Consider the following 24,587-nt stretch of genomic DNA (forward strand, 5'->3'; position numbering starts at 1 on the left):
GGCAGCTGCCATGGCCGGTCCCGCCGACACATCCCTGACAGTATCGTTGGCCGTCACCGGCGGGCGCGTCACTGCGCTTGATGCGCTTCGCGGGTTGGCCGTGGCGGGCATTGCGCTGATGAATGTCATCGCCTTTTCCATGCCTGCCGCTGCCTATGTCAATCCGCGCAGCTTTGGCGGCACGGGGCCGCTGGAAAGCGCGCTGTGGGCGCTGGTGTTCGTGGTGGTGGAAGACAAGTTCCGCGCGCTGTTCGCCATGCTGTTTGGTGCTGGCGTGGCGATATTGCTGGGCCGGGAGGGGCCGCACCGGCTGGCGGGCCATTATTCCCGCATGGCGGTGCTGTTCGCCATCGGCTTTGCCCATGCGCTGCTGCTGGCCAATAATGACATCTTGCGCGTCTATGCGGTGGCGGGACTGCTGCTGCCCTTTGCGGTGCGGCTTCACGTGCGCACCTTGTTCTGGCTGGCTGCGGCCATCATTGCCGCGCAGCTGGCGGTGTCGGGCTATGTGGCGTGGGGATGGCTGGATTACTGGTATCGGTTTGTCACCGGGGTGGTTTCCGATCCCGGTCCGCTGCTGCCCGCAGAACAGCGCTTTGGCGCCGATCCGCAGGTGATTGCCGCCGGACTTGCACAGGGGGCGGAGACCTTCGGCCAGCGCATGGACCGCCGCTTCGATGATCTGCTGGGGCCGATTGCTGCGGTGATGAGCGGCCTGCCTTCCTCGCTCGCCGCCATGCTGGTGGGGATCGGCCTGTGGAAGAATGGCCTGCTGGCGGGTGAATGGGAGCATGACCGGCTGATGCGCCTGTTCCGGCGCATGGCGGTGATTGCGCTGCCAGCGCTGGCACTGATGGCCTGGATCAGCTTTGCCAGCGGCTTTGACGCCGTTGTCACCGCGTCCAACGGGCTGGTGTGGTCCGCGCCGTTCGACCTGCTGCTGGCGATTGGCTGGGCGGCGCTGGCGATGGCCAGTTTCCGTCGCGGCGGCGCATTGACCTGGCTGTGGGCGCAGGCGGGCCGCATGGCGCTGACCAATTACCTGCTCACCAGCTTTGTGTTCTCCATGCTGTTTGCCAGCTGGGGGCTTGGCATGTTCGGCAAGGTCGACCGGGTGGAGGCCTATGTGCTGTGCAGCCTGCCGATCAGCCTGATGCTGATCCTTTCGCCGCTATGGCTGTCAGTCTTCAGGCAAGGCCCGGCAGAATGGTTGTGGCGCAGCATCGCAGGCCTGCACCTGCTGCCGTTCAGGCGCTGATTTCCCCCTCGCCGCCACCCTTCGTGCTGGCCAGATCTGCGCGGTAGTTGCGCGCGGCCAGCAGGTAATGCAGCCCCGCCCACACATACAGAGCGCCGGTGATGGCCATGGCGATGGTCAGGCCTCTGACCTCTCCATAGCCGAGCGCAAAATGATCGCTCAGACTGCCAAGCAGGAACGGGCCGAGTGCGCTGGCGATGCCATAGACCACGTTGAGCACGGCGGTGCAGGTCGCCCGCATGCGCGGATGCATCAGGTTCTGCAGCGCTGCAAAGGTGATGCCCAGATAGCCGAAGTTGAGGAAGGTCGCCACGCTCACCAGACCCAGCAACAGGCCCAGATCGTCCCGCGTGATGGCCAGCGCATAGATTGGCCCGCCCAGGATCAGGCAGAAAGCCGGGACCAGCGCATAGGCGGCGGGGTTTTTCTCTCCCAGCCTGTCACCCAGCATGCCGCTGACGATGACGGAGACGGCGGCGGGCAGGCTGGCGATCAGTCCGGAATACAGGCCCGCCTCGGCCAGCCCCACTTCGAACTGGCGGATCATCAGCGAGGTGAAGAAGTAATTGAGGCCAAAGCCGAGCATGGCCGCCAGCGCCGATCCGATCACCAGATTGCGCGCACTGGGGAGGGCGAACAGGCGGGCCAGCACCTGAGTGATGGGCGGCACGTCGTCGCCCGCACCCGGATCATGCGCGCCGCGTGTCGGCTCCTTCACCAGGAACCACGCAAAGGCAGCAAGGAACACGCCGGGTATGGCAGCGATCAGGAAGGTGAAGCGCCAGCTGAATTCCTGCGCGATCCAGCCACCGCCGACAAAGCCGATGAATGCCCCGACCGGCGGCGCCAGCATCAGCACCGATATGGCAAGGCCGCGCTTGTTGGCGGGGAAATAGTCGGAGATCACCGATTGCAGGCTGGGCAGGCCGATCGCCTCACCCAGACCCACGCCCATGCGCGCGGCCAGCAGATGGACCCAGCCCCCGGCCCAGCCGCATATCGCCGTCGCGCCAGACCACAATAATGTGCCCACCGATATCAGCGAGAGGCGGCGTACACGCTCGGCATAACGGGCGATGACCAGTCCCACGCCCACGTTGAGTATGGTGAAGGCCACGCCCATCAGCGACACCTGCTGGTCGGTCAGCGAAAACTCGGCCTTGATCGGTTCCACCAGTACGTTGACCACAATCCGGTCAACAAAGCCCACCGTGCTGATCGCGGTGAGGATCACCAGTGCCAGCCACGGCGAATTGCGGCGCATGTCCATGTCTATGCTTCCTCCACTCCCGGCCGGTGAGGATAGAGGGCAAACGGCAAAGGGGAAGCGGAATTCTGTCTGCCGGAAACGGCCGGCGTGGTCGGGCAGTTGGAGTATGGGCAGGCCTGAGCCGGTCAGCCGCGCAGCGCCGCCGCCATCGGCTCCAGCCATTCGCGGTAAGGCTCATGCACGCCAATGCCCTTGCGGTTGAGCGGGCGGCGGACCTGCTCGCTGCTGGCTGTCCCGGTTGGCCCCGAGGCCTTGCCCAGATCCAGCATCGATGGCTCGAACGAGATGCCGATCCAGTCGCAGATGGCGCGCAGGCAGAAGTCGGCATCCGCCACCAGGTCTTCATAGTCCAGCCGCAGCACGCGGCCCGGCGCGCGGGTATTCGCCTCATCCATGACGCGCGCATATCCGCGATAGAAGCTGGCAATATTCCTCTGGTCGCACGACGACGGGTGGCCGCCCTGAAAGGGGAAGCGATAGTTGGACCAGCAGCAATCCATCGCGCCGCGCCGCAGATCGATGATGCGGGCGGCAGGCATGGCCTTGAGGATGACCGGGACAAAGCGCCAGTTGAGGTGCATCTTGTCGATGAAGAAGGGTTCCGCACCGTGGCGGCGCGCTGCGCTGAGGCTGAGGTAATCGCTGCCAAGGGCCGACATGACCGCGCTCTCCGCACCGCCGCGCTGCATATGCAGCCCGGCCAGTCGCGCCATTGATCGCGATTCGCCCAGCGCCTCCACCTGCGAGTGCGCGCCCAGCATGCGTTCCAGCAAGGTCGAACCCGATCGCGGCATTCCCACCAGGAAGATCGGCGCGGGCCTATCTGCGCTGGCCTCGCTTTCGTCCAGCTGCGGCATGTCGGATAGCAGCGCCGCGATCTCCTGCCCGAAGCCGCGCGGATCAAACGGTTCGATACGGGCGAGCATGTCATTGCCGGTGCCAAAATGGCCAAATGCCACCTCATGTTCGGCCTGCGCATGGGCAGCTTCGCCCAGCGCGAAGTGCAGCAGCGCCTGATCGAGCGGACTTGCACCCGGCCTGCCAAACGCCGCGCGGACCTCGGTCTCAACCTGCTCGCCGTGATAGAAGGCCAGGCTCCACCAGGCGCGGCCCTGACCGGGATGGATATCCAGCGCGCCGCGATAGGCGTGGCGGGCGGCATCCGAATTGCCGATTGCGCGCTCCAGATCGCCCAGGATCAGGTGCAGCACCGGGTCCGCACCGTCCCTAGCGATCAGGGCGCGGCACAGCTGCGCCGCATCACCGTGCCGATTCATTTCCGTCAGCACCATCACCAGCATCCGCGGCCAGCGCCCTTCGCCCGGTTCCAGTCGGCGCAAATCCTCCAGCGCCGCCGCGGCATCCGCCAGCCGGTCTGCCTGCAGGGCCTGCATGGCCTTCATGCCAGCGGGTGAGGGGCGCGGGGGCTGCGGTCTGGCGGGCGGCATGGCGCGCCTATTGCTGCCGGTAGTCGGCGGTGATCTGGCCCGTTGCGACCAGCTCTTCCTCATGGCTCTGCTCGCGCCAGTCTTCCGCCAGCGCGGCCTCTTCCCATTCACGCATGGCCGGGTGGGCGAGGATGTGATCGACCCATGCCTGCCCCTTGCCGACATCCAGCCCGAAGGTGCGGATGCGGAAAGCGACCGGGGCAAAAAAGGCGTCAGCCACGCTGAACGCCGGCCCTGCCAGCCACGGGCCGCCGAACTGTTCCAGCCCCTGTTCAAACAGCTCGCGAATGCGTGCCACGTCCTTTGCCAGCGCCGCATCGAGCGGCCCCATGGCCACGCGCACGCCGACATTCATGGTGCACTGGTTGCGCAGAGCGGAGAAGCCGCCGTGCATCTCCGCGACCGCGCATTGGGCAAAGGCGCAGGCGGCCTCATTCTTGGGCCAGACACCGAAATGGCGATCCGCCAGATAGAGCGCGATGCCCAGCGAATCCCACACTGTGCGATTGCCGTGGATCAGCACCGGCACTTGCCCGGTGGGAGAGAAAGCGCGGAATTCATCGTAATTCACCGGCTTTGTGAACGGCTCAATCCGGTCCTCGAACGCGATATCCAGCGCCTTCATCAGCAGCCACGGCCGCAGCGACCAGCTGGAGTAATTCCGGTTTGCGGTGATGAGCGTGTAGGCCACGCCGTCAGCTGACATATTGGGCGGTGGTCTTGGCTGCCACCTCTTCGGCGCTGACGCCGGGGGCCAGCTCCACCAGTTTGAACGGGCTGTCATGGTCCGGGCGCTGGAACACGGCCAGATCGGTGATGATCATGTCCACCACATTGCGGCCGGTCAGTGGCAATGTGCATTGGGGGATGAACTTGGGCTCGCCGTGCTTGGAGACATGTTCCATCACCACGATGATCTTCTTCACGCCCGCCACCAGGTCCATCGCGCCGCCCATGCCCTTCACCATCTTGCCCGGGATCATCCAGTTGGCGATGTCGCCGCCTTCGGATACTTCCATCGCGCCCAGCACGGTCAGGTCGATATGCCCGCCGCGGATCATGGCAAAGCTGGCCGCACTGTCGAAATAGGCGGTGTGCGGCAGCTCGCTGATGGTCTGCTTGCCGGCGTTGATCAGGTCCGCGTCCACCTCATCGGGATAGGGGAAGGGGCCAATGCCCAGCATTCCGTTCTCGCTCTGCAAGGTCACCTGCATGCCTGCCGGAATATGGTTGGCGACCAGCGTGGGGATGCCAATGCCAAGGTTCACATAATACCCGTCCTGCAATTCGCGCGCCGCGCGGGCGGCCATTTCATCGCGGGTCCAGCCGGCTGAGTCCTGAGGCATGCGGTATGTGTCCTTCAATCGAGTGGGGGAGGGGCAAGGAACCAGCCTTCGCCGATCAGCCCTTCAAGCGGGGCTGCCATGATCGGATCGAGCACGAAATCATACAATTCATCAAAATCGGCGCGTTGATCGCCCATGATCGCCAGCAGGCAATTGCTGTCGCCCAGGCCATAGCGGCGCTCCTGCTTGCTCTCTCCGGCAAAGCGGGTGACGATCAGCGGATCGACACCGTCCGGGTCCAGCCCGCTGTCCGCCAGCCGCCGGCGGATCGCGCTGGCCTGTCCGGGACCGTGCCCGCTGATCCAGTAGATGGTGACACCGCGCTGGCGCAGGTTCGCAAGCTGCGCGGCCAGCGAATCGTTCGGCCTGTTCTGGCCCACCAGCGGCATCAGGCCATTGGCAGGGTCCAGATCGATCAGGACGGCGGGCGGGCGATTGCCGCAGATCTGCAAGGCGGGATCGAGGCTGGGCGGATCGAGCAGCAGCATGCTCTCCCGTCCGCCGCCGTTGGGCTGGGCGGTGAGCTTGGCCATCACGTGGTCAAAGAACGGCTGGTAGGCTTCTGATCCAGTGCCCGGTGCCAGGTCGAATGGCGAACTGGCCGGGGAAGGCATGGATGTGACCACGCTCAGGCCCAGCGTTTCTGCGGCGCGCTCAAGCTGCGATGATGGCGGCGGGGTCGGTGTGGGTCTGGTGGCCGGTCTGGGCGCGGGAGCGATTGCGGGAGTGATGGCGGCTGGTGCTGGCGCTGGCGCTGCAACCGGAACAGCCACTGCCAGCGCGGCTGGCGCGGGCTCCTGCTCCACGCGTTCCGGAAGTAATGGTTCGGGAACTGGATCTGGATTTGGTGTCGCCGTGGCGGGTGGCGGCAGATTCACAATCGCCGCGCTGGCCAGCTGTGGGTCCTCCTGCACCGCCAGTGTTTGCTCCGCCTCTTCCTCCACCGGCGCTTCTGCCAGCATCACGCCTTCGCGTTCGGTCCGGCCCGGTTCAGCGCTGTCATCGGCAATGAAATCGAAGGCGGAAGCGAACTCATCCTCGCGCGGGTTCTCTGGCGGCGGCGGCCCGATCAGTTCGGCATCAGGCTCCGCGCCAACCGGCTCGGGCACCACTGCGGCGATTGCGACTTCCGGTGTTGCAGCAGGAGCGGGCACTGGTTCCGGCTCTGGCTCTGGTTCCGGCAACAGCTCCGCCTGTGGCGCAATTTCAGGTGCAATTTCAGGTGCTGCGGCGATTTGTGCCGCTTCTTCGCGCGCAAGCGAGCGGGCGAGCGCGGGGTCCGCGTCCTCCAGGGTGAGCACAATGACCGGTTCCGGACGCGCGCGTGCGGCGGGTTCGGGGGCCGCAGGTTCTGGAGTTGCAACCACAGCCGCCGCCGGGGCAGGTGCCGGGGTCGGGAGCGGGGTCGGCACTGGCGCAGCGATCACTGGCTCAGCTTCGCCAGCAGGGTCCGCCTCTATGGCGATCTGCTGAGCAGGCACCGTCTCTACCGCCAGATCTGCTGCTGTTTCTGCGCGCGAAGCCGGTTGCGCCGCCCTCTCACCGGGCGGAACATAGGGGCCATCGATGGCGGCAAGCACGTTCAGGGACTGGCAGCCCTGAAGCATGGTGGCCGCCAGCATCACGCCAAGCAGATGCCTTGTACGGGAACGACCAGGGCCCATTCAGGCGGCCTCGCGTTCCCGCGTGGTGACAAATTCGATCTTCTTGTCATAGGGCGCGCCCACGATCATGCGCTGGACATAGACACCGGGCAGATGGATGCAGTCCGGCTCCAGCGCACCTGCGGGCACCACTTCCTCCACCTCCACCACGCAGAATTTTCCGCATGTGGCGGCGGGCAGGTTGAAGTTGCGCGCGGTCTTGCGGAACATCAGATTGCCGGTTTCATCCGCCTTCCATGCCTTGACGATGGCAAGATCGGCGAAAATGCCGTGTTCGAGGATGAAGTCTTCGGTGCCGTTCGGGCCATCGAAGCTTTTGACCTCCTTGCCCTCTGCCACCTGCGTGCCGACACCGGTCTTGGTATAGAAGCCGGGAATGCCCGCCCCGCCAGCGCGCATGCGCTCCGCCAGCGTGCCCTGCGGGCAGAATTCCACCTCCAGTTCGCCAGACAGATATTGCCGTTCAAACTCCTTGTTCTCACCCACATAGGACGAGATCATCTTCTTCACCTGGCGGCTGCGCAGCAACATGCCGATGCCTTCATTGTCGATCCCGGCATTGTTGGAGGCGAAGGTCAGTTCCTTCACGCCGCTGTCCTGAATTGCCTTCAGCAGACGTTCGGGAACGCCGCACAGGCCAAAGCCGCCAGAAGCGATCAGCATGCCATCATGCAGCAGGCCATCGAGAGCGGCGGCGGCATCGGGAAATAGTTTCTGCATCAGCGTAGCGTCTCCGGCGCATTGAAGTTCTGGCAGGAATAGAAGCTGCGCCGCCCCCTGTCACCCCGCTCAGATGGATATTGCATCGCAACATCCAGCCTCGGCAAGGGGAGAAAAGCATTGCCTTCTGCAACCGACAGCGCTGAAGACAAGAGCATTAAAGGCTATAAAACAGCATGATGGCTTGAGTTGCATATTTTGCAATACGAGTTGCGCTTTTCGCACTTGCGGAATCTGCCCCCCTAAACCATATCAATCTTGCCTTTCAGGCATCCTCTCCCAAAAACTTCCCAGGCCCGGTTGGCAACAACCGGGCCTTTTTTTGTGCTGTTTTTGGACCGCTCTGGTCAGGTCCGCTTGCTGGCCGGTTGGAATGGAAGGCCCGGACGGACCTGTTGATCCAGCAATTCGCCCATGTCCTGCGCGCCGTGCAGCGCTCCACCGGATGGCAAATGCCCGATCAACGCAGCCTTGTCCTGCGCCAGACCCCACCTTCCAGACGCATGTTGACCATATTGACGCTGACACTGCCGCACATGATCGAAATGCCCGTTTGCAATCCGCAGTCGCGCTACCTAGCTTTCAATCGAGAGAAAAAGGCAGGACGGGAACCGAAATGGCAGATGCTGACACAGTTGAGGTCGAGGTTGAGGAAGGTACGGTCAGGCTGCAAGTCGCCGCCGCACGGCAGGAGGAATCCGGCCGCGGCGTAGCGCGCATGCCGCGTAGCGCTTTTCAGGCGCTGGGCATTACCGAAGGCGACCCGGTAGAGATCGTCGGCAAGCGTGTCACCTCGGCGCTGGCCATGCAGGCCTATGAGGAGGATGAGGCGCTGGAAGTCATCAGGCTGGATGGCCTGCAACGCGCCAATGCCGAAACATCGTCGGGCGAGCATGTCACCATCCGCAAGGCGCAGCCCAAGGCGGCAACGCGTGTGGTATTCGCCCCGGCCCGGCGTGAAATGCGTCTGCAAGGCCCGACAGAGGCGTTGAAGCGCGTGTTCTTCGGCCATCCGCTGGCGGCTGGCGATCTGGTCGCCACCCACGGGCAGCAGCCGGTGCAGAACGTTCCGCCCGAAGTGCGCCGCATGTTCAACGCGCCGGCCTATGCGCTCACGCAGATACGCCTGCAGGTGATCTCCACCGTGCCCAAGGGCATCGTGCGCATTGACGAGAATACCGAAGTCGAACTGCGCGCCGAATTCGAAGAGCCGCGCGATGGCCGCGGCACGGTGAACTATGACGATGTCGGCGGGATGGAAGATACCATCAAGCAATTGCGCGAGATGGTGGAACTGCCGCTGCGCTACCCCGAATTGTTCACCCGCCTTGGCGTTGATCCGCCCAAGGGCGTGTTGCTGCACGGCCCGCCCGGAACCGGCAAGACCCGGCTGGCACAGGCCGTCGCCAATGAAAGCGATGCCGAATTCTTCACCATCAACGGGCCGGAGATCATGGGCAGTGCCTATGGCGAAAGCGAAAAGCGCCTGCGCGAAGTGTTCGAGGAGGCCGAGCGCGCCCAGCCGGCGATCATCTTCATAGACGAGATCGATTCGATTGCGCCCAAGCGCCAGAATGTCAGCGGCGAGGCGGAAAAGCGTCTTGTCGCCCAATTGCTGACGCTGATGGACGGGTTGCAGGCACGCGCCAATCTGGTGGTGATTGCCGCCACCAACCGGCCCGATGCAATCGATGAGGCCCTGCGCCGCCCCGGCCGGTTCGACCGCGAAATCGTGATCGGTGTGCCGGACGAAAATGGCCGCCGCGAAATCCTTGCCATTCACACCCGCGGCATGCCGCTGGGCGAGGGCGTGGACTTGCAGGAACTGGCACGCTCCACCCACGGCTTTGTGGGGGCGGATATTGCCGCGCTGGCCCGCGAGGCCGCAATCGAGGCGGTGCGCCGGATGATGCCGCGCATCGATCTGGAAGCGCGTGAGATTCCCGCCGATGTACTGGAGGACCTGTGCGTCGAGAAGGAGGACTTCCGCGCAGCGCTGAAACGCGTCCAGCCTTCCGCCATGCGCGAAGTGATGGTCCAGACGCCCACAATCGGCTGGGACGATATCGGCGGCGTGGACGAGGCGGAAGAGAAGCTGCGCGAAGGCGTGGAACTGCCGCTGAAGAATCCCAAGGCGTTCGAACGGCTGGGCATCCGTCCGGCCAAGGGCTTCCTGCTCTATGGCCCTCCCGGCACCGGCAAGACTTTGCTGGCAAAGGCCGTGGCCAAGGAATCCGAAGCCAATTTCATCTCCATCAAAAGCTCCGACCTGTTGTCCAAATGGTATGGCGAGAGCGAGCAGCAGATATCCCGCATGTTCGCCCGCGCCCGATCCGTGGCGCCTTGCGTGATCTTCATTGACGAGATCGACAGCCTGGTTCCCGCGCGCGGATCAAGCGGTAATGAGCCGCAGGTCACCGCCCGCGTGGTCAACACCATCCTGTCTGAAATGGACGGGATGGAGGAATTGAGCTCCATCGTGGTGATCGGTGCCACAAACCGCCCCGCGCTGATCGATCCGGCGCTGCTGCGTCCCGGTCGTTTCGACGAGTTGATCTATGTCGGCGCGCCCGATCAGGCAGGCCGCGAGCATATTCTCAAGATCCATACGCAGAAGATGCCGCTGGCCGATGACGTCGATCTGGCGGCACTTGCCGCGCTCACGCCGCGTTATACCGGTGCCGATCTGGAAGACGTGGTGCGCCGTGCAGGCATGGTGGCGATCCGCAGCGCAGAAACCCCGCCTGAAAATGTGACGGCGGCCAATTTTGCCGAAGCGCTGGAGGACAGCCGCCCGACCGTGACCGAGCAGATGGAAGCCGAATATGGCCGCATGAAGGGCGAACTGAAGCGCAAGGCGATGGAAGTGAAACCGATCGGCTTCATCCACGAAGGCATGCTGGAATCAACGCGCGACAATAAGCACGATTAGAATGGGCGAAGGTGCGCGGGGCCTTGCCAGCCCCCGCTCTTGCCGCCGTCGCGCCTGCCTGCGGTGCTACTTGCCCGCCACCCGGGCGTTGGCGGCTTCCACTTCCAGCCGGTGACGGATCAGTGCGCCAGGCATTTCGCTGCGCAGCCATTCGATCATGTGTTCGCGCACGGCGCATCGCAGGTTGAACAGATCGCCAATCGTGTCGGCGCTCATTGCCAGGCGCAATTCCACGCTTTCGGGGTGGGCTTCTGTCATCAGCAGCGTGCCGGTGCGCTGATCCCACAATTCCTGCGTGCCAAGGAAGCGCAGGAACTCTTCGCGGATAGGCTCGATCTCGGTCGCCGGATCGAGATGGAGGAATACCGGGCCGGTCAGCGCCTCGCTCTTGCGGGACCAGTTTTCAAAACTTGTGTCCAGGAAGTTGGCGGTGGGCACCACCACCGCGCGCTCATCCCACGTGCGCACGATCACAAAGCTCATGCGGATTTCCTCGACCCGTCCGGTATGGCCATCCACCACCACCAGATCGCCGATCCGCAAGGGTTCGGTAATCGCCATCTGCAGGCCTGCGATCAGCGATTTGAGCGCGGGCTGCGCTGCGGCGCCCACGGCCAGGGCGGCAAGACCGGCGGATGCCATCAGCGTCACGCCGATTTCGCGCACGCCGGGAATGCCCAGCATTACCCAGCCGATGGTCAGCAGGATGATCACGAAGGATACGACGCGCGATACCAGCGAAATGCGTGTGCGGCGGCTGCGGGCAGCGGCAATGTCGGTGGATTGGTCCACCTTCATCTGCATCGCCCCGGCCAGCGCGCGCGCTATGCTCAGCGTCAGCCAGCCGACGATGATCGGGAAGGCGAAGACATCCACCGCCTGCCACACCGCGCCGATATTGGCATCGATCTGCGCCACCACGGCCACCGCGATGGCGACCATCGCCAGCCGCATGGGCCGGTAAAGCTTGCGCACAATCATCTCGTCGATGGAGGAGGCCGAAAGTCTGGTCAGGCGCAGCAGCAGGCCGAAGATCAGCTTGTGCAGGATCAGGCCGCCAACCACCGCCAGACCCAGCAGGGAAGCGGCCACGACCACTTCATTCCACGCAATCGGGGGAAGTCTCAGGGAATTGATATCAAACATGGATGCGGCAAGTATGGACTCGGCCCCATGGTTGCAAGGCTTGCGGTGCCTTAATGCGCGGCATCCCAGCTGTCCCCGGTGCCAATCTCTATCCCCAGCGGGACATCGAGGATGACCGATGGCAGGGCGGCTTCGGCCATCACCCGCTCAATCACGGGGGCCGCCGCGGCAACATCGCCTTCGGGCAGCTCGAACACCAGTTCATCGTGCACCTGCAACAGCATGCGCACGCCCGAGCCGTCTTTCGGTGCCAGGCCCGCATCGTGCAGCGCGGGCATCATGCGCGCCATCGCCCGCTTGATGATATCGGCGCTGGTGCCCTGGATCGGCGCGTTGATGGCGGCGCGCTCACTGCCCTGCCGCTCCGCCTGGTTCTTGGAATTGATGCGCGGGAACCACGTCTTGCGACCGAACAGGGTTTCGGAATACCCACGCTCCCGCACCTGCTCCAGCGTGTGGACGATATAGCGCTGGATGCCGGGAAACCGCTCGAAATAGCGGTCGATCATCGCCTGCGCCTCATCCGCTTCCACCCCCAGACGGCCCGCCAGCCCCCAGCGCGAAATACCATAGAGGATGGCGAAATTGATGGTCTTGGCCTGCGCGCGCGTGTCGCGTGTCACCTCGCCATACATCTCGCGTGCGGTGCGGGAATGGATGTCCTCGCCCGCGGCAAAAGCTTCCTTCAGCGTATCGACATCGGCCATGTGGGCGGCCAGCCGCAGCTCGATCTGGCTGTAGTCGGCGGCCAGCAGGACATTGCCGGCTTCGGGCACGAAGGCCTTGCGGATCTCGCGCCCGATCTCGGTGCGAATGGGGATGTTCTGCAGGTTGGGATCGGTGGAGGACAGCCGCCCGGTCTGCGCGCCGACCAGCGAATAGGACGTGTGCACACGGCCCGTATCGCGGTTGATCTTGTCCTGCAGCGCATCGGTATAGGTGGATTTCAGCTTGGTCAGCTGGCGATATTCCAGCACTTTGTTGGCGATGGGCGCGCCTTCACCGGCCAGCCGTTCCAGGATTGCCTGATCGGTTGAATATTGCCCGCTCTTGCCCTTGCGCCCGCCTTTATAGCCGAGCTTGTCGAACAGGATGTCACCCAGCTGCTTGGGGCTGCCGATGGTGAATGCCTGCCCGGCGATTTCATGAATCTCGGTTTCGATCCGGGCGGTGGTGGTGGCGAATTGTTCGGACAGGCGGGCCAGCGCGGCGCGGTCCACCTTGATGCCCTCACGCTCCATTGCGGCCACCACGCCGATCAGCGGACGGTCCACCTGCTCATACACACGCGTACCGCCTTCAATGGCCAGCCGTGGCCTGAGCAGACGGTGCAGCCGCCAGGTGACGTCCGCATCCTCGGCCGCATAATGCGTGGCCTTTTCCAGCGGCACCTCGCCAAAGGGGATCTGTTTCTTGCCGGTTCCGCACACGTCCTTGAAGCTGAGGCAGCTGTGGCCAAGGTGGCGCTGGGCCAGCTCGTCCATGCCGTGACCGCCGCCGATGCCATCTTCAGACCGGCCTGCGTCCAGGTCGAAACTGATGATCATCGTATCGTCCACCGGGGCAACGGCAATGCCGTGGCGCGCCAGGACGTTGATGTCATATTTGATATTCTGCCCGATCTTGAGCACCGCATCGCTTTCCAGCAGCGGTTTCAGCGCGGCAATGGCGGCGGCGAGTTCCACCTGATCGGGCTTTTCGGCGAACATGTCCGTGCCGCCGTGGGCCAGCGGGATATAACAGGCATCATTGGGACCCAGAGCGAGACTGATGCCCACCAGATCGGCGGAGATCGCATCCAGTGCGCTGGTTTCCGTGTCCACCGCCACCAGTCGCGCGGCCAGGGCGCGGGCAACCCAGTGTTCCAGCCGGTCCAGCGTCTGCACGCATTCATAGGCATCGCGGTCCACCGCGGGCATTTCCGGCATGTCCTGCCGGTTGCCCTGCGGCGCGGCATCGGCGCCAGCATTGTCCTGCTTTGCGGGATTGAGATCGGTGCTGCGTGACGGGCTGCCATTTCCGGCATCGAGCCGCCGCAGCAGGCTGGTGAAACCGTGGTCCTGCAGGAAAGCGGCGAGCGGTTCCTTCGGCACGCCATCCAGCCTGAATTCCTCCAGCGGCTGGGGCAGCGGGGCATCTTCCTTCAGCGTCACCAATATGCGGCTCATCTCCGCATCGGCGCGATGCTCGATCAGGCGTTCCTTCAGCTTGCTGGTCTTCATGGCCTCGGCTGAGTCGAGCGCGGCGGTCAGATTGCCATGTTCCTGGATCAGCTTGGTAGCGGTTTTGGGGCCAACGCCGAAAATGCCGGGGATGTTGTCTGCCGAATCGCCCATCAGCGCCAGCACGTCGCCCACCAGTTCGGGGCCGACGCCGAACTTCTCGATCACCTCCTCGCGCCCGATCCGCTGGTTCTTCATCGTATCGAGCATGTCGATCGCGCCGGTGCCGTTGCCGCCTTCGCTGACCAGCTGCATCAGGTCCTTGTCGCTGGAAACAATGGTCACGTCCCAACCCTGAAGTGCGGCGGCGCGCGCATATGAGGCGATGATATCGTCCGCCTCCAGCCCTTCCTCCTCGATACAGGGGAGCGAAAAGGCGCGCGTGGCATCGCGAATCAGCGGGAATTGCGGCACCAGATCCTCCGGCGCAGGCGGGCGATTGGCCTTGTACTGATCGTAAATATCGTTGCGGAACGAATGGCTCGCCTTGTCGAGTATGACGGCCAGATGCGTGGGGCCTACCGCCTTGTCCAGATCCTCGGCCAGCTTCCACAGCATGGTGGTGTAGCCATAGACTGCGCCCACAGGCGTTCCCTGCGGATTGGTGAGCGGCGGCAGACGGTGGTAGGCGCGGAAGATATAGGCCGACCCGTCGACCAGATAGAGATGGTTTTTGTCGCTCATGACACGGGTGCTAGCAGCCTAATTCGCGCCGGTCATTGCCCTTGTGGCGTGTGCGCTCAGCCGAAGGGCCGGAAATGTTTCCGCCCCATTTATGCCATATTCCGCTTGCGCTGGATCAATTGTGGCAGTAATTAGGCGGCGAGCTGGTCATCAGGCCTGCTCTGGGTTTGGGAATTTTGCCTGGCCCAGTAATTTTGATGTGTAAGGAATTTATACATGCGCAAGATCATTCTCGCTGCCGCCGCTGCCGGCGCTGCTTTGACCCTCGTTGCTTGCTCGGAAACTGCTGATGAATCTGCTGACGTTGCAGACGCTGCAATGGCCGATGCCGAAGCTAACGTAGAAGCCATGGGCGAAGCCGCTGACACCGCTATGGACGATGCTGCTGCTGCTGTTGATACGGCTGCTGAAGCTGTCGACACCGCCATGGAAGATGCTGGCGACGCTGTTGAAGCTGCTGCTGAATAAGTCTTCGCGACTGTTCAACTGAATTGGGGCGTGGCCGAAAGGCTGCGCCCTTTTTCTTTGCCCGCCGTGCGCGTGGCTGTGGCCTTTGTTGCGGCCCCGGTTATGGTCCAGCTTTCAGCCTCTGGAGCCTGAAACCCGTATCCCTGCTCAGGTGCCGGGAGCGCTCTCACCATATTCGGCGTTGGCATAATGCCTGCTCGGCTGGGTGTAGCCGTCATAGATCGCCCGCGCGATGGAAGCGATGCGCGCTTCCCGGTTGCTGCGGCTGCCTTGCCCCGTGACATAAATCGCCACGGCGATGGACCGGCCATCGGGCGCGGTCAGAATGCCGATATCGCTGGAGGTGTTGTTCAGCGATCCGGTCTTGTGCGCCACGGTTACGTCCTGCGGCATCAGCGCGGGAATGCGGCGGGTGCCGGTGCGGCAGCGTTCCATCGCATCGATGATGACGGAACGGCTTGCGGGGGTGAGCCAGCGGCCCTGGTAAATTCCGCTGAGCAATTCCACCATCGCCGCCGGGGTTGAACTGTCGCGCAGGTCAATATGCACCGCCGGATCGAATTCCCCGTCATCGCGCACCAGCGTGGCGATATCGCGGGTGAGGCGGAATTCCTCTATCTGCGCGCGGCGCGCCCAGGCGTTGACGGCATCCACGCCGCCCACGGCAGCCAGCAGGGCATCGGTGGCGGGATTGGAGCTGCGCGTGATCATCAGGTCTATCAGCTCGATCGCGGGCATGTACTGGCCCTGGCGAACGGGCGCTGCGGCAGTGGAGAAGGGGGTGGATCGTACCGCCAGCATCAGCGGAAATTCGCTGCTGAGGCTCAACTTGCCCTGATCGACCATGTCCAGATATGTGGCCGCGATGGCGATCTTGCTGGTGCTGGCCATGGGGAAGGGCTGGTCCCCCAGCACTGAAATCCGCTGTCCGGTTGAAAGGTCCACCGCCGCCACGCCGATACGGCCATTGCTGCCATCGGCAAGCGAGGCGATCTGCTGTTCAAGCGGATTGGCATATTGCGGCGAATAATCGCGGGGCGCGCGCAGTTCGGTCCCGAAGTAGGAATCGAAATTCGATTCAAGGTCGACCCCGTCCGCCAGCGCAGGCGACAGCGGTGCCGCCACCATTGCGATCGCTGTCAGAAATTTGACTGCCAGTTTCAATCTCATGATCCCGAATGTATCAAAAACACACTTTGCAAAGGATTAACGGCGCAACCGCCTTCGGCAATCGATCTAGCGACGAAGCGACTCCTGCGTTCGGCCAGACGAACAGAATTCCGTGGATTTCATGAATTAGGGGCTTGAATGCTCGCGAATCTGTTCCGTCCGGCCCTGCCAGGGAACCGAACGGAGCGGATAAGTGCGCCCGCGAACTGCGCTTTCACGATCGGGCCTTTCACGGTCAGGCCTTTGACGATCACGCCGGCTTGCGCAGGCGCCACATCAATTGATCCGTCTGGCCGCGAATCGACTCGTCGAACACATTGGCATCACGCGGGTCTTCGGGGCGCGAATAGAGGTCGCTTTCCTCCTCCAGCACAAAGCCGGCGGCGGTCAGCGCGTTCAGCGCAAGGTCGGCATCCATCCGGTGCAGTGTGTCCGCTGCTTCCACTCCGCCGCCCTGCGCGGCCAGGTGGTCCACCACGATCAGCGATCCGCCGGGCTTGAGCGCGGCATAAAGCGCCGCAATCGCCTTTTCAGCGGTGCCTTCGGGCATTTGCGAAATGAACAGGTCATGCAGGTTCATCACCGTGATGATGGTGTCGAGCGGTTCCGGGAAAGCCGGTTCCGCAATCGGGCCGCGCAATGCCACCACCTGATCGGGATAAGGCTCTACCGCCGCATCCTGCTCGGTCGCATATTCCGGGCGATAGGCGATGAACTCGGCAGGCTGGAAGGCATAGACCTTGCCTTCGCTGCCAACGGACATGGCCAGCAGCCGTGTCACATAGCCGCCGCCCATGATGTAATCGCCCACCACGTCGCCGCGATCGATCTGCGCAAAGGCGAGCAGTTCACCCGGCTTGCGGGCGGCATCGCGTTCCTTGTCGGCATCGGGCCGGGCAATGTCGACGATGGCGGAATTATACTGATGCGCCGAATATTCCGGTTCGGCCTCAACCGGGGCTTCCTGGGTGCAGCCGGCCATAAGGCTGGCGGCCAGTGCCAATGCTATGATCTTGCGCATGTCTGTCTCTCCCCACATTATTATTGGGGCGCAGACTAGCGCAAAGCACCCAATGCGCAATCGGCATGAAAAAAGGGCCGAAGGATCTCTCCCCCGGCCCCGTTTCGGTGTTTGTATGGTGACAGGGCTTAGAAGCCCATGCCGCCCATTCCGCCCATTCCGCCCATATCGGGCATGCCGCCACCGGCACCCTTGTCCTCAGGGACTTCGGAAATGGCCGCTTCGGTGGTGATCAGCAGGCCGGATACAGAAGCTGCATCCTGCAGCGCGATGCGAACGACCTTGGTCGGATCGATCACGCCGGCAGCCACCAGGTTCTCATACACGTCGGTTGCCGCGTTGAAGCCCTGCGTTTCGTCACCTTCACGCAGGAGGTTGCCCGAAACCACGGCGCCATCATGGCCCGCATTCGACGCAATCTGACGGATCGGGGCGAGGATCGCCTTGCGCACGATATCGATACCGCGGGTCTGGTCGTCATTATCGCCCTTCAGGCCTTCCAGTGCTTTGGTGGCATACAGCAGAGCCGTACCGCCACCGGGGACGATGCCTTCTTCAACCGCAGCGCGGGTAGCGTGGAGCGCATCATCGACGCGGTCCTTGCGTTCCTTCACTTCGACTTCAGACGCGCCGCCGACCTTGATCACGGCAACACCGCCGGCCAGCTTGGCCAGACGTTCCTGCAGCTTTTCCTTGTCGTAATCGGACGTGGTGGTCTCGATCTGGGCGCGGATCTGCTCGACCCGGGCCTTGATATCGGCAGGAGCACCGGCGCCATCAACGATGGTGGTGTTGTCCTTGTCGATGGTGACGGTCTTGGCTTCACCCAGCATGCCCAGCGTAACGCTTTCCAGCTTGATGCCGAGGTCTTCGGAGATCATCTCACCCTTCGTCAGGATGGAGATATCCTGCAGCATTGCCTTGCGGCGATCGCCAAAGCCGGGAGCCTTCACGGCAGCGATCTTCAGGCCGCCACGCAGCTTGTTGACCACCAGCGTAGCGAGAGCTTCGCCTTCGATGTCTTCGGCAATGATCAGCAGCGGACGCCCGGCCTGCACCACGGCTTCCAGAACCGGCAGCATCGGCTGCAGGTTGGACAGCTTCTTTTCGTGGATCAGGATGTAGGGGTTATCCAGTTCAACCGTCATCTTCTCAGGATTAGTGACGAAGTAGGGCGACAGATAGCCGCGATCGAACTGCATGCCTTCGACAACTTCGAGCTCGAATTCGAGGCCCTTGGATTCGTCGACGGTGATCACGCCTTCCTTGCCGACCTTCTCCATCGCTTCGGCGATCTTCTCGCCTACTTCGCGGTCGCCATTGGCGGAGATGATGCCGACCTGGGCGATTTCGGAGGAGCCGGAGACTTCCTTCGAACGGCTCTTGAGGTTTTCGACAACCTTGAGCACGGCGAGATCGATGCCGCGCTTGAGGTCCATCGGGTTCATGCCCGCGGCAACCGCAGTCATGCCTTCACGCACGATGGCCTGAGCCAGCACGGTGGCGGTGGTGGTGCCATCGCCAGCAGCGTCATTGGCCTTGGAAGCCACTTCGCGCAGCATCTGTGCGCCCATGTTCTCGAACTTGTCCTTGAGCTCGATTTCCTTGGCGACGGTAACGCCGTCCTTGGTGATGCGCGGTGCGCCGAAGCTCTTGTCGATCACGACGTTGCGGCCCTTGGGGCCGAGCGTAACCTTTACGGCATTGGCGAGCGTATCAACGCCCTTGAGAATGCGTTCGCGCGCGTCGCGGCCGAACTTTACGTCCTTGGCAGCCATGATGTTTCTCCTGAATTGGGTTGTTTACAAGGTAAGCGGGGAATGGCGGCGATCAGCCGAGCACGCCCATGATGTCGCTTTCCTTCATGATCAGCAGGTCTTCGCCATCCAGCTTGACCTCGGTGCCGGACCACTTGCCGAACAGCACGCGGTCGCCAGCCTTGACGTCGAGCGGGGTGACGGTGCCGTCTTCGGCCCTGGAGCCGGTGCCAACGGCGACGACTTCGCCTTCGCTGGGCTTTTCCTTGGCGCTGTCGGGGATGATAATGCCGCCAGCGGTCTTCTCTTCTGCTTCGATACGACGAACCAGAACGCGGTCGTGCAACGGACGGAATGCCATAGTGATGACCTCTTCCTTGGATTGAATGGTTGTTTCTCTTGGCACTCTCCTATCAAGAGTGCCAACGGGGTCGCATATGGTTGGGCCGGGCAGCACCGTCAACCACCGCCGGGGACATTTTTTTGAATCGAGCCAGCGTGTTGAGCCCGGCGCGTTGAGATCAGCGCGAGATCAGACCGAGCACTTCGCGCTGATGCCAGCGGCGCAGCAACAGGCCCGATGCGAAGACAAGTCCGGCGGCCAGGCCGATCCACACGCCCACGCCGCCAAGCGGGGTAAAGAAGCCCAGCCCGATCGCCAGCCCGTATCCGGGCACCCAGTAGGAGAACAGCGCGATCCACATCGGCACGCGCGTGTCCTTCAGGCCGCGCAGCGCACCCAGCGCCACAACCTGCAATCCATCGAACAGCTGGAAGCAGGCGCCCACCACCAGGAACGAGGTGGCAAAGCCGACCAGCGCCGCATTCTCGGCACTGAAAGGGTCGATATAGATGATCAGCAGATATTCGGGCACCAGCAGCATGGCCGATGCGGTCAGCACCATGAAGCACGTGCCCATGGCGATGCCAGCCCAGCCGGCGCGGCGCACGCCGGTATTCTCGCGCGCGCCGGCATAATAGCCGACCCTGATGGTCGTCGCCTGCCCCACGCCCTGCGGAACCTGGAACGCCATGGCGGCGATCTGCATGGCCAGCGCATGGGCGGCCAGTTGCTGCGCGCCGATCAGCCCCATCAGGAAGGCGGCGCCGCCAAACACACCGGCCTCGGCCACGATAGTCAGGGCAATCGGCGTGCCGATGCGCACCAGCTCCATCAGCCGCTTCCAGTCCGGCCGCCAGAAGAAGCCGAACACGTGATAGCGGTGCAGGCGCGGATCGATCCTGATCGCAATCACATAGGCTGCAAGGATCGCCAGCGAGGTGATGACCGTGGCAATCGCCGCACCCTCCAGGCCCAGCGCAGGGGCGCCCAGATTGCCGAAGATCAGCGCGTAATTGCCCAGCGCATTCACGAAAATGCCCAGCGCGGTGATCAGGGTGGCAAAGATCGGCCGGCCCAGCGTGGAGACGAAATTGCGCATCACGCCGGACATGACCATCGGCACCACGGCCCAGATCAGCACGGCCATGTAATCGCCCGCAAGCGCGGCAATATGGGCGTCCTGCCCTGTCAGCAGCATGAAGCGTTCTGCCTGCGCACACATTATCATGACCGCCACGCCGCCCGCCACGGCCAGCCACATGGCCATGCGCACAGCGCGCCTGATCGGGCGCAGGGCGGGTGCGCGTGCGCCCAGCTCTGCCGCCGCTACCGGGGCGACCGATCCTGTCAGCCCCTGCAACGCCCACACCAGCAGGCCGAACATGGAAACCGACAGCGATGCCGCGGCCAGCTCCGCCGCGCCCAGCCGGGCAATGAACACCACGTCGATCGCATAGGTCAGCATCTGCAGCAGATTGGCGAGCGCCAGCGGCCCCGCGATGCGCAGGGTCTCGATGCATTCGGCCTTCCAGCCGAGCGGTTCGGGGTGAGCAATGGGTCTCATGGCGTGTCTTGCAAAAAGCCGGCCCGGATAGGCGGGCGGCCAGCAGGACGAAAGCGCCGAACCGGTTGCAGATGAAATTTACCACTTCACTGCGGCAGCTTGGACACAAATCCGGGCGTTGGCACGTGTTCGTGCGTTGGTACTTGCGGATGGCCGTGCACTGGCGATAGGAGCGGGCTTCGTATTTCAAACAGGAATGGGAATTCCATGCGCAACTATCGTAGTCTTGTCACCGCTTCGGCTCTCTGTCTGGCGCTTGCCGCCTGCTCCTCGCCCGATCAGGACGAAGCATCCGCCGGTGACGACGCCGCGGAAGTCGTGACCCAGGATGAACTCGCCGCCGTTGAAGGCGAAGGCGACATGGCCGGTGAAGTCGCGGACGGTGAAGCCGAAGACGGCGCAGAAGAACCTGCTGCCGAGCCGAGCGCCACGCCAACCCCCACGCCTTCTGCCGCCGTGGCACCTGCGCCGGCCGTGGCGATGGCTGCGCCCGCAGCATTCACGCAATGCGCCATTTGCCACTCGGTGGAGCCCGGCAAGAGCGGTATCGGTCCCTCGCTCGCGGGTGTTGTCGGCCGCCGTTCGGGCAGCGTTGCCGGCTTCTCCTACAGCCCGGCCATGCGCGAAGCAGGCCTGACGTGGAACGAAGCGACTCTGCAACGCTATCTGGGTGATCCGGCTGGCGTTGTTCCGGGCACCACCATGGCGCTGCCGGGTATTCCCGCCGCCGATCGCTCGGCGATTATCGCTTATCTGAAGACCAAGTAAGGCGCGGGCAGGCCGGGTCACACCGGCCCCAGCTTCATGTGAGGCTTTTCGGGCAGCCCGGTGACGATCGCGTCGCCGGGCTGTACCGTCCCGCCTGCAATGGCGACGCACATGATCCCGGCCAGGCGTTCGATCGCTCCGTCCGGCTGCTTGCGCGCAAGATGACTTAGCAGGCCGGGGCGGAAAGCTTCGATCTGGGCACAGGGATTGCGCAGGCCCGTCACCTCCAGCACAACATCATCGCCAATGTGCAGCAATGTTCCCAGCGGCAGGTCCAGCAGGGCGATACCGCGCGTGGCTATATTCTCGCCCAGCATTCCCGGCCCGATGGCAAAGCCATGAGTCTCCAGCCAGTCGAACAATTCCGCGTGGATCAGGTGGAGCTGGCGCAGATTGGGCTGGTCCGGATTGGCCGCCACGCGAGAGCGGTGCTGAACCCGCTCTCCGGCATGGGCATCGCCCTGCACGCCCAGACCGGCGATAATGGTGATGCCGGGCGCGGCCTGCTTGGAAAAACGATGGTCGATGCTGGCGGCCACTGCCACCACTTCTGCGCCGCTATTGCCACTTTCATCCGCCATCGCACCGCCTCAGGTGCCGCGCAATATCGGCGTGAGCAAGCGAAAGCTGTGCCTTGCACGCCGACCGGCGCAATCTGGCGCAAGCAAATGCGGCGCAAAAGAAAAGGGCGGCGCCTCCAGATGGAAGCACCGCCCTTGTCCTGTTCTTGTCTGCCGAAATGGCAGGACCAGATTACTTCAGTTCGACGGTGCCGCCGGCTGCTTCAATCTTGCCCTTGATTTCTTCGGCTTCAGCCTTGTTGACGCCTTCCTTCAGCGGCTTCGGCGCGCTTTCAACAAGACCCTTGGCTTCGGTCAGACCCAGGCCGGTAATGGCGCGGACTTCCTTGATCACCTGGATCTTCTTGCCACCGTCGCCCGTCAGGATGACGTCGAATTCGGTCTGCTCTTCAGCAGCAGCGGCATCGCCGCCACCAGCTGCAGGGCCAGCAACAGCAACAGCTGCAGCGGCGGAAACGCCCCACGCTTCTTCAAGCGCCTTGGCGAGTTCGGCAGCTTCCATAACGGTGAGCTGCGACAGGTCTTCTACAAGCTTGGCAATATCGGCCATTGTGCTTCACTCCAATAAAATTGACTGGTCCGGATGCGTTGTGCGTCCGGGTAATTCGCTGATGCGTTAAACCGCTTACGCTGCGTCCTTGGCCGCATAGGCCCCGAATACACGTGCAAGCTTGGCCGCGGGCGCATTGACAACCTGGGCAATTTTCGTTGCCGGGGCGTTGATGAGACCCACGATCTTGCCACGCAGCTCGTCGAGAGAAGGCATCGAGGCAAGCGCCCTGATCCCTGCTTCGTCGAGCACCACCGTCCCCATGGAACCACCGACGATTTCCAGCTTGTCGTTCGTTTTCGCGAAATCGACAGCGGCCTTGGCGGCCGCGACCGGGTCAACAGACCAGGCCAGTGCGGTCGGACCGGAGAGAAATTCTTCCAGGCCGACGTAATCGGTATCCTTGAGGGCGAGCTTGGCGAGGCGGTTCTTCGCAACCTTGTAGGACGCACCGGCGTCACGCATCTTCGTGCGCAAGGCGGTGGACTGGTCCACCGTCAGGCCGAGATTACGGGTGACAACCACCACGCTAACCTCGTTGAAGACTGCATTCAGCTGAGCGACCGCATCGGTTTTTTGCGAACGATCCATGCCGTACTCCTTCACTATGGCCGCGATGGTTTTGAAAACCCGCGCGACCGGCTCATGTTTGTCCATGCCGCACATGCGACACGGGCGAGTCCGTTGAGGGGGAAGGAGGCGTGCGAACCAGCAAGTGGCAGCACAAGGGCGATACGCAAATGGCATCGCCGGAAATCTCTGTCCCCGTCTAGGCTGGAAATTAAGAAGGCCCAATTGCCTCCACCAACTGTCTCGGACGGATGACCGGCAAACTTCCTGCCAAAGCAAAAAGACCCGCCGGTCGAGGGCGGGCCTTTAGCTTTCGGGGTGGATGAGTCAAGCCATTTAGGCGTCAACCACTCCGTCTGTGCGCTTCTCTTCATAGCCCAGCAGGTCACCCGGCTGGCATTCCAGCTCGCGGCAGATGGCCTCCAGCGTGGAAAAGCGCATCGCCTTGGCCTTGCCGGTTTTCAGGATCGAGAGATTGGCCAGTGTCAGACCCACACGTTCGGCCAGTTCGGTCAGCGTCATGCGGCGTTCGTGCAGCAGGTCGTCCAGTCTTACGTTGATCGGCATCAGACCACTCCTTCCAGCTCTTCGCGCATTTCTGCGCCTTTGCGGAACACCCGGGCGAGGATGAACAGGGTCAGCACCAGCAATATTCCTCCGCCGGAAATTCCCACGTTCAAATCGACGCTGCCATCCTCCGGGGTGAATTGGCTGAACCAGCCGCCAATTATCATGATCGGTACGCCCAATATCTGCGCCGCCAGAGCCAGCCAGCCCATCTTTGCCAGGCGATTGCCGTTCTCGGGCTGGAAGGGGTCGCCTTCATTGACGGTCGCCACGATCGCATAGAGCTCACGAAAGAACCGGTAGGCCAGGAACAGCAGGCCAACCAGCATGACGACGGCCGCAACAAGCGCCCAGATTGCACTGGCGGGCGCACCGACCTCTGTCAGCGAGATAATGGCCTGCTCACGCAGCACGGTAGGCAAAGCGCCCGCGACGATGGCAAGCAAGGCCATTCCAAGAATGGTCAGGCCGATCAGGATCACCAGCAGGATGCGGGCCGATCCCATCAGCGGGTCTGTTGTAAGCTTGTTCATGTCTG

Annotated in this window: 22 protein-coding genes; 4 read left to right on the plus strand and 18 right to left on the minus strand. The window is 63.1% G+C overall.

Going from position 1 to position 24,587, the window contains the following annotated elements:
* Positions 1–10 precede the first annotated feature (10 nt).
* The gene (locus GRI32_RS00345; protein ID WP_160589154.1) at positions 11–1,258 is read left to right on the plus strand and encodes a DUF418 domain-containing protein; all 1,248 of its coding nucleotides are present in this window, start codon (positions 11–13) and stop codon (positions 1,256–1,258) included.
* Here the strand turns inward: GRI32_RS00345 and GRI32_RS00350 are convergent.
* The 6 genes from GRI32_RS00350 to GRI32_RS00375 are packed head-to-tail and all read right to left on the minus strand — an operon-like array spanning position 1,248 to position 7,706.
* On the minus strand, positions 1,248–2,690 hold the full coding sequence (locus GRI32_RS00350; protein WP_160589155.1) for a spinster family MFS transporter: 1,443 nt from the start codon (positions 2,688–2,690) through the stop codon (positions 1,248–1,250). The genes GRI32_RS00345 and GRI32_RS00350 overlap by 11 nt on opposite strands.
* Positions 2,654–3,976 (minus strand): tetratricopeptide repeat-containing sulfotransferase family protein, encoded by a 1,323-nt coding sequence (locus GRI32_RS00355; RefSeq protein WP_160589156.1) that lies wholly within the window; start codon positions 3,974–3,976, stop codon positions 2,654–2,656. Before GRI32_RS00355 ends, GRI32_RS00350 begins: the two co-directional genes overlap by 37 nt.
* A 7-nt stretch (positions 3,977–3,983) precedes the next feature.
* On the minus strand, positions 3,984–4,667 hold the full coding sequence (locus GRI32_RS00360; protein WP_337190136.1) for a glutathione S-transferase family protein: 684 nt from the start codon (positions 4,665–4,667) through the stop codon (positions 3,984–3,986).
* A gap of 4 nt (positions 4,668–4,671) precedes the next feature.
* On the minus strand, positions 4,672–5,322 hold the full coding sequence (locus GRI32_RS00365) for a CoA transferase subunit B (protein ID WP_160589158.1): 651 nt from the start codon (positions 5,320–5,322) through the stop codon (positions 4,672–4,674).
* A 14-nt stretch (positions 5,323–5,336) separates the two neighbouring features.
* Positions 5,337–6,986, minus strand: coding sequence for a hypothetical protein (locus GRI32_RS00370; protein WP_160589159.1), 1,650 nt, complete (start codon positions 6,984–6,986; stop codon positions 5,337–5,339).
* Positions 6,987–7,706 carry a CoA transferase subunit A gene (locus GRI32_RS00375; protein ID WP_160589160.1) on the minus strand — a complete coding sequence of 240 codons (720 nt, stop codon included), beginning with the start codon at positions 7,704–7,706 and terminating at the stop codon, positions 6,987–6,989.
* Between the two features lie 616 nt (positions 7,707–8,322).
* On the opposite strand from GRI32_RS00375, the gene GRI32_RS00380 reads away from it, so the two are divergent.
* Positions 8,323–10,638: a CDC48 family AAA ATPase gene (locus GRI32_RS00380; RefSeq protein WP_160589161.1), complete on the plus strand. Its 2,316-nt coding sequence runs from the start codon at positions 8,323–8,325 to the stop codon at positions 10,636–10,638.
* Positions 10,639–10,704: 66 nt separating this feature from the next.
* On the opposite strand, the gene GRI32_RS00385 is transcribed toward GRI32_RS00380, so the two are convergent.
* Positions 10,705–11,784 (minus strand): mechanosensitive ion channel family protein, encoded by a 1,080-nt coding sequence (locus GRI32_RS00385; protein WP_160589162.1) that lies wholly within the window; start codon positions 11,782–11,784, stop codon positions 10,705–10,707.
* Between the two features lie 50 nt (positions 11,785–11,834).
* Complete coding sequence (gene polA / locus GRI32_RS00390) at positions 11,835–14,690, minus strand: DNA polymerase I (RefSeq protein WP_160589163.1); 2,856 nt, start codon at positions 14,688–14,690, stop codon at positions 11,835–11,837.
* Positions 14,691–14,906: 216 nt separating this feature from the next.
* Between polA and GRI32_RS00395 the strand changes: the two genes are divergently transcribed.
* Positions 14,907–15,158 carry a hypothetical protein gene (locus tag GRI32_RS00395; RefSeq protein WP_160589164.1) on the plus strand — a complete coding sequence of 84 codons (252 nt, stop codon included), beginning with the start codon at positions 14,907–14,909 and terminating at the stop codon, positions 15,156–15,158.
* A gap of 147 nt (positions 15,159–15,305) precedes the next feature.
* Here the strand turns inward: GRI32_RS00395 and GRI32_RS00400 are convergent, their stop codons facing one another.
* The 5 genes from GRI32_RS00400 to GRI32_RS00420 form a co-directional block, all read right to left on the minus strand.
* The gene (locus GRI32_RS00400) at positions 15,306–16,286 is read right to left on the minus strand and encodes a serine hydrolase (protein WP_237437292.1); all 981 of its coding nucleotides are present in this window, start codon (positions 16,284–16,286) and stop codon (positions 15,306–15,308) included.
* Positions 16,287–16,578: 292 nt separating this feature from the next.
* Positions 16,579–17,349: a class I SAM-dependent methyltransferase gene (locus GRI32_RS00405; protein WP_160589166.1), complete on the minus strand. Its 771-nt coding sequence runs from the start codon at positions 17,347–17,349 to the stop codon at positions 16,579–16,581.
* A gap of 128 nt (positions 17,350–17,477) precedes the next feature.
* On the minus strand, positions 17,478–19,127 hold the full coding sequence (groL, locus tag GRI32_RS00410) for a chaperonin GroEL (protein WP_160589167.1): 1,650 nt from the start codon (positions 19,125–19,127) through the stop codon (positions 17,478–17,480).
* Between the two features lie 52 nt (positions 19,128–19,179).
* On the minus strand, positions 19,180–19,467 hold the full coding sequence (gene groES / locus GRI32_RS00415) for a co-chaperone GroES (RefSeq protein WP_160589168.1): 288 nt from the start codon (positions 19,465–19,467) through the stop codon (positions 19,180–19,182).
* 160 nt (positions 19,468–19,627) lie between these two features.
* Positions 19,628–21,013: an MATE family efflux transporter gene (locus GRI32_RS00420; RefSeq protein WP_160589169.1), complete on the minus strand. Its 1,386-nt coding sequence runs from the start codon at positions 21,011–21,013 to the stop codon at positions 19,628–19,630.
* A 207-nt stretch (positions 21,014–21,220) separates the two neighbouring features.
* Between GRI32_RS00420 and GRI32_RS00425 the strand changes: the two genes are divergently transcribed.
* Positions 21,221–21,781: a c-type cytochrome gene (locus tag GRI32_RS00425; RefSeq protein WP_237437293.1), complete on the plus strand. Its 561-nt coding sequence runs from the start codon at positions 21,221–21,223 to the stop codon at positions 21,779–21,781.
* A gap of 17 nt (positions 21,782–21,798) precedes the next feature.
* On the opposite strand, the gene GRI32_RS00430 is transcribed toward GRI32_RS00425, so the two are convergent.
* From GRI32_RS00430 to GRI32_RS00450, 5 genes are all read right to left on the minus strand, one after another.
* Positions 21,799–22,362 (minus strand): MOSC domain-containing protein, encoded by a 564-nt coding sequence (locus GRI32_RS00430; RefSeq protein ID WP_160589170.1) that lies wholly within the window; start codon positions 22,360–22,362, stop codon positions 21,799–21,801.
* Between the two features lie 172 nt (positions 22,363–22,534).
* Positions 22,535–22,912, minus strand: coding sequence for a 50S ribosomal protein L7/L12 (gene rplL, locus GRI32_RS00435; protein ID WP_160589171.1), 378 nt, complete (start codon positions 22,910–22,912; stop codon positions 22,535–22,537).
* Between the two features lie 75 nt (positions 22,913–22,987).
* A complete protein-coding gene (rplJ, locus tag GRI32_RS00440) occupies positions 22,988–23,503 on the minus strand; it encodes a 50S ribosomal protein L10 (protein ID WP_160589542.1) in 516 nt (171 codons plus the stop codon).
* Positions 23,504–23,818: 315 nt separating this feature from the next.
* Positions 23,819–24,049 carry a helix-turn-helix domain-containing protein gene (locus tag GRI32_RS00445; RefSeq protein ID WP_160589172.1) on the minus strand — a complete coding sequence of 77 codons (231 nt, stop codon included), beginning with the start codon at positions 24,047–24,049 and terminating at the stop codon, positions 23,819–23,821.
* Positions 24,049–24,582, minus strand: coding sequence for a DUF2975 domain-containing protein (locus GRI32_RS00450; protein WP_160589173.1), 534 nt, complete (start codon positions 24,580–24,582; stop codon positions 24,049–24,051). Before GRI32_RS00450 ends, GRI32_RS00445 begins: the two co-directional genes overlap by 1 nt.
* Positions 24,583–24,587 lie beyond the last annotated feature (5 nt).

Origin of the sequence: Alteraurantiacibacter aestuarii, from assembly GCF_009827405.1 — a bacterium.
In the GTDB taxonomy this organism is placed as follows: domain Bacteria; phylum Pseudomonadota; class Alphaproteobacteria; order Sphingomonadales; family Sphingomonadaceae; genus Alteraurantiacibacter; species Alteraurantiacibacter aestuarii.

What these genes read in the sequence shown, in the direction of transcription:
- GRI32_RS00375 (WP_160589160.1), bottom strand. Translation starts at nt 7,706, where the DNA reads ATGCAGAAACTATTTCCCGATGCCGCCGCCGCTCTCGATGGCCTGCTG.
- GRI32_RS00420 (WP_160589169.1), bottom strand. Translation starts at nt 21,013, where the DNA reads ATGAGACCCATTGCTCACCCCGAACCGCTCGGCTGGAAGGCCGAATGC.
- GRI32_RS00345 (WP_160589154.1), top strand. Translation starts at nt 11, where the DNA reads ATGGCCGGTCCCGCCGACACATCCCTGACAGTATCGTTGGCCGTCACC.
- polA (WP_160589163.1), bottom strand. Translation starts at nt 14,690, where the DNA reads ATGAGCGACAAAAACCATCTCTATCTGGTCGACGGGTCGGCCTATATC.
- GRI32_RS00450 (WP_160589173.1), bottom strand. Translation starts at nt 24,582, where the DNA reads ATGAACAAGCTTACAACAGACCCGCTGATGGGATCGGCCCGCATCCTG.
- GRI32_RS00405 (WP_160589166.1), bottom strand. Translation starts at nt 17,349, where the DNA reads ATGCGCAAGATCATAGCATTGGCACTGGCCGCCAGCCTTATGGCCGGC.
- groES (WP_160589168.1), bottom strand. Translation starts at nt 19,467, where the DNA reads ATGGCATTCCGTCCGTTGCACGACCGCGTTCTGGTTCGTCGTATCGAA.
- GRI32_RS00425 (WP_237437293.1), top strand. Translation starts at nt 21,221, where the DNA reads ATGCGCAACTATCGTAGTCTTGTCACCGCTTCGGCTCTCTGTCTGGCG.
- groL (WP_160589167.1), bottom strand. Translation starts at nt 19,127, where the DNA reads ATGGCTGCCAAGGACGTAAAGTTCGGCCGCGACGCGCGCGAACGCATT.
- GRI32_RS00380 (WP_160589161.1), top strand. Translation starts at nt 8,323, where the DNA reads ATGGCAGATGCTGACACAGTTGAGGTCGAGGTTGAGGAAGGTACGGTC.
- rplJ (WP_160589542.1), bottom strand. Translation starts at nt 23,503, where the DNA reads ATGGATCGTTCGCAAAAAACCGATGCGGTCGCTCAGCTGAATGCAGTC.
- GRI32_RS00370 (WP_160589159.1), bottom strand. Translation starts at nt 6,986, where the DNA reads ATGGGCCCTGGTCGTTCCCGTACAAGGCATCTGCTTGGCGTGATGCTG.
- GRI32_RS00445 (WP_160589172.1), bottom strand. Translation starts at nt 24,049, where the DNA reads ATGCCGATCAACGTAAGACTGGACGACCTGCTGCACGAACGCCGCATG.
- GRI32_RS00350 (WP_160589155.1), bottom strand. Translation starts at nt 2,690, where the DNA reads ATGGCTGGAGCCGATGGCGGCGGCGCTGCGCGGCTGACCGGCTCAGGC.
- rplL (WP_160589171.1), bottom strand. Translation starts at nt 22,912, where the DNA reads ATGGCCGATATTGCCAAGCTTGTAGAAGACCTGTCGCAGCTCACCGTT.
- GRI32_RS00395 (WP_160589164.1), top strand. Translation starts at nt 14,907, where the DNA reads ATGCGCAAGATCATTCTCGCTGCCGCCGCTGCCGGCGCTGCTTTGACC.
- GRI32_RS00355 (WP_160589156.1), bottom strand. Translation starts at nt 3,976, where the DNA reads ATGCCGCCCGCCAGACCGCAGCCCCCGCGCCCCTCACCCGCTGGCATG.
- GRI32_RS00430 (WP_160589170.1), bottom strand. Translation starts at nt 22,362, where the DNA reads ATGGCGGATGAAAGTGGCAATAGCGGCGCAGAAGTGGTGGCAGTGGCC.
- GRI32_RS00400 (WP_237437292.1), bottom strand. Translation starts at nt 16,286, where the DNA reads ATGGTGGCGGCACCGCTGTCGCCTGCGCTGGCGGACGGGGTCGACCTT.
- GRI32_RS00365 (WP_160589158.1), bottom strand. Translation starts at nt 5,322, where the DNA reads ATGCCTCAGGACTCAGCCGGCTGGACCCGCGATGAAATGGCCGCCCGC.
- GRI32_RS00385 (WP_160589162.1), bottom strand. Translation starts at nt 11,784, where the DNA reads ATGTTTGATATCAATTCCCTGAGACTTCCCCCGATTGCGTGGAATGAA.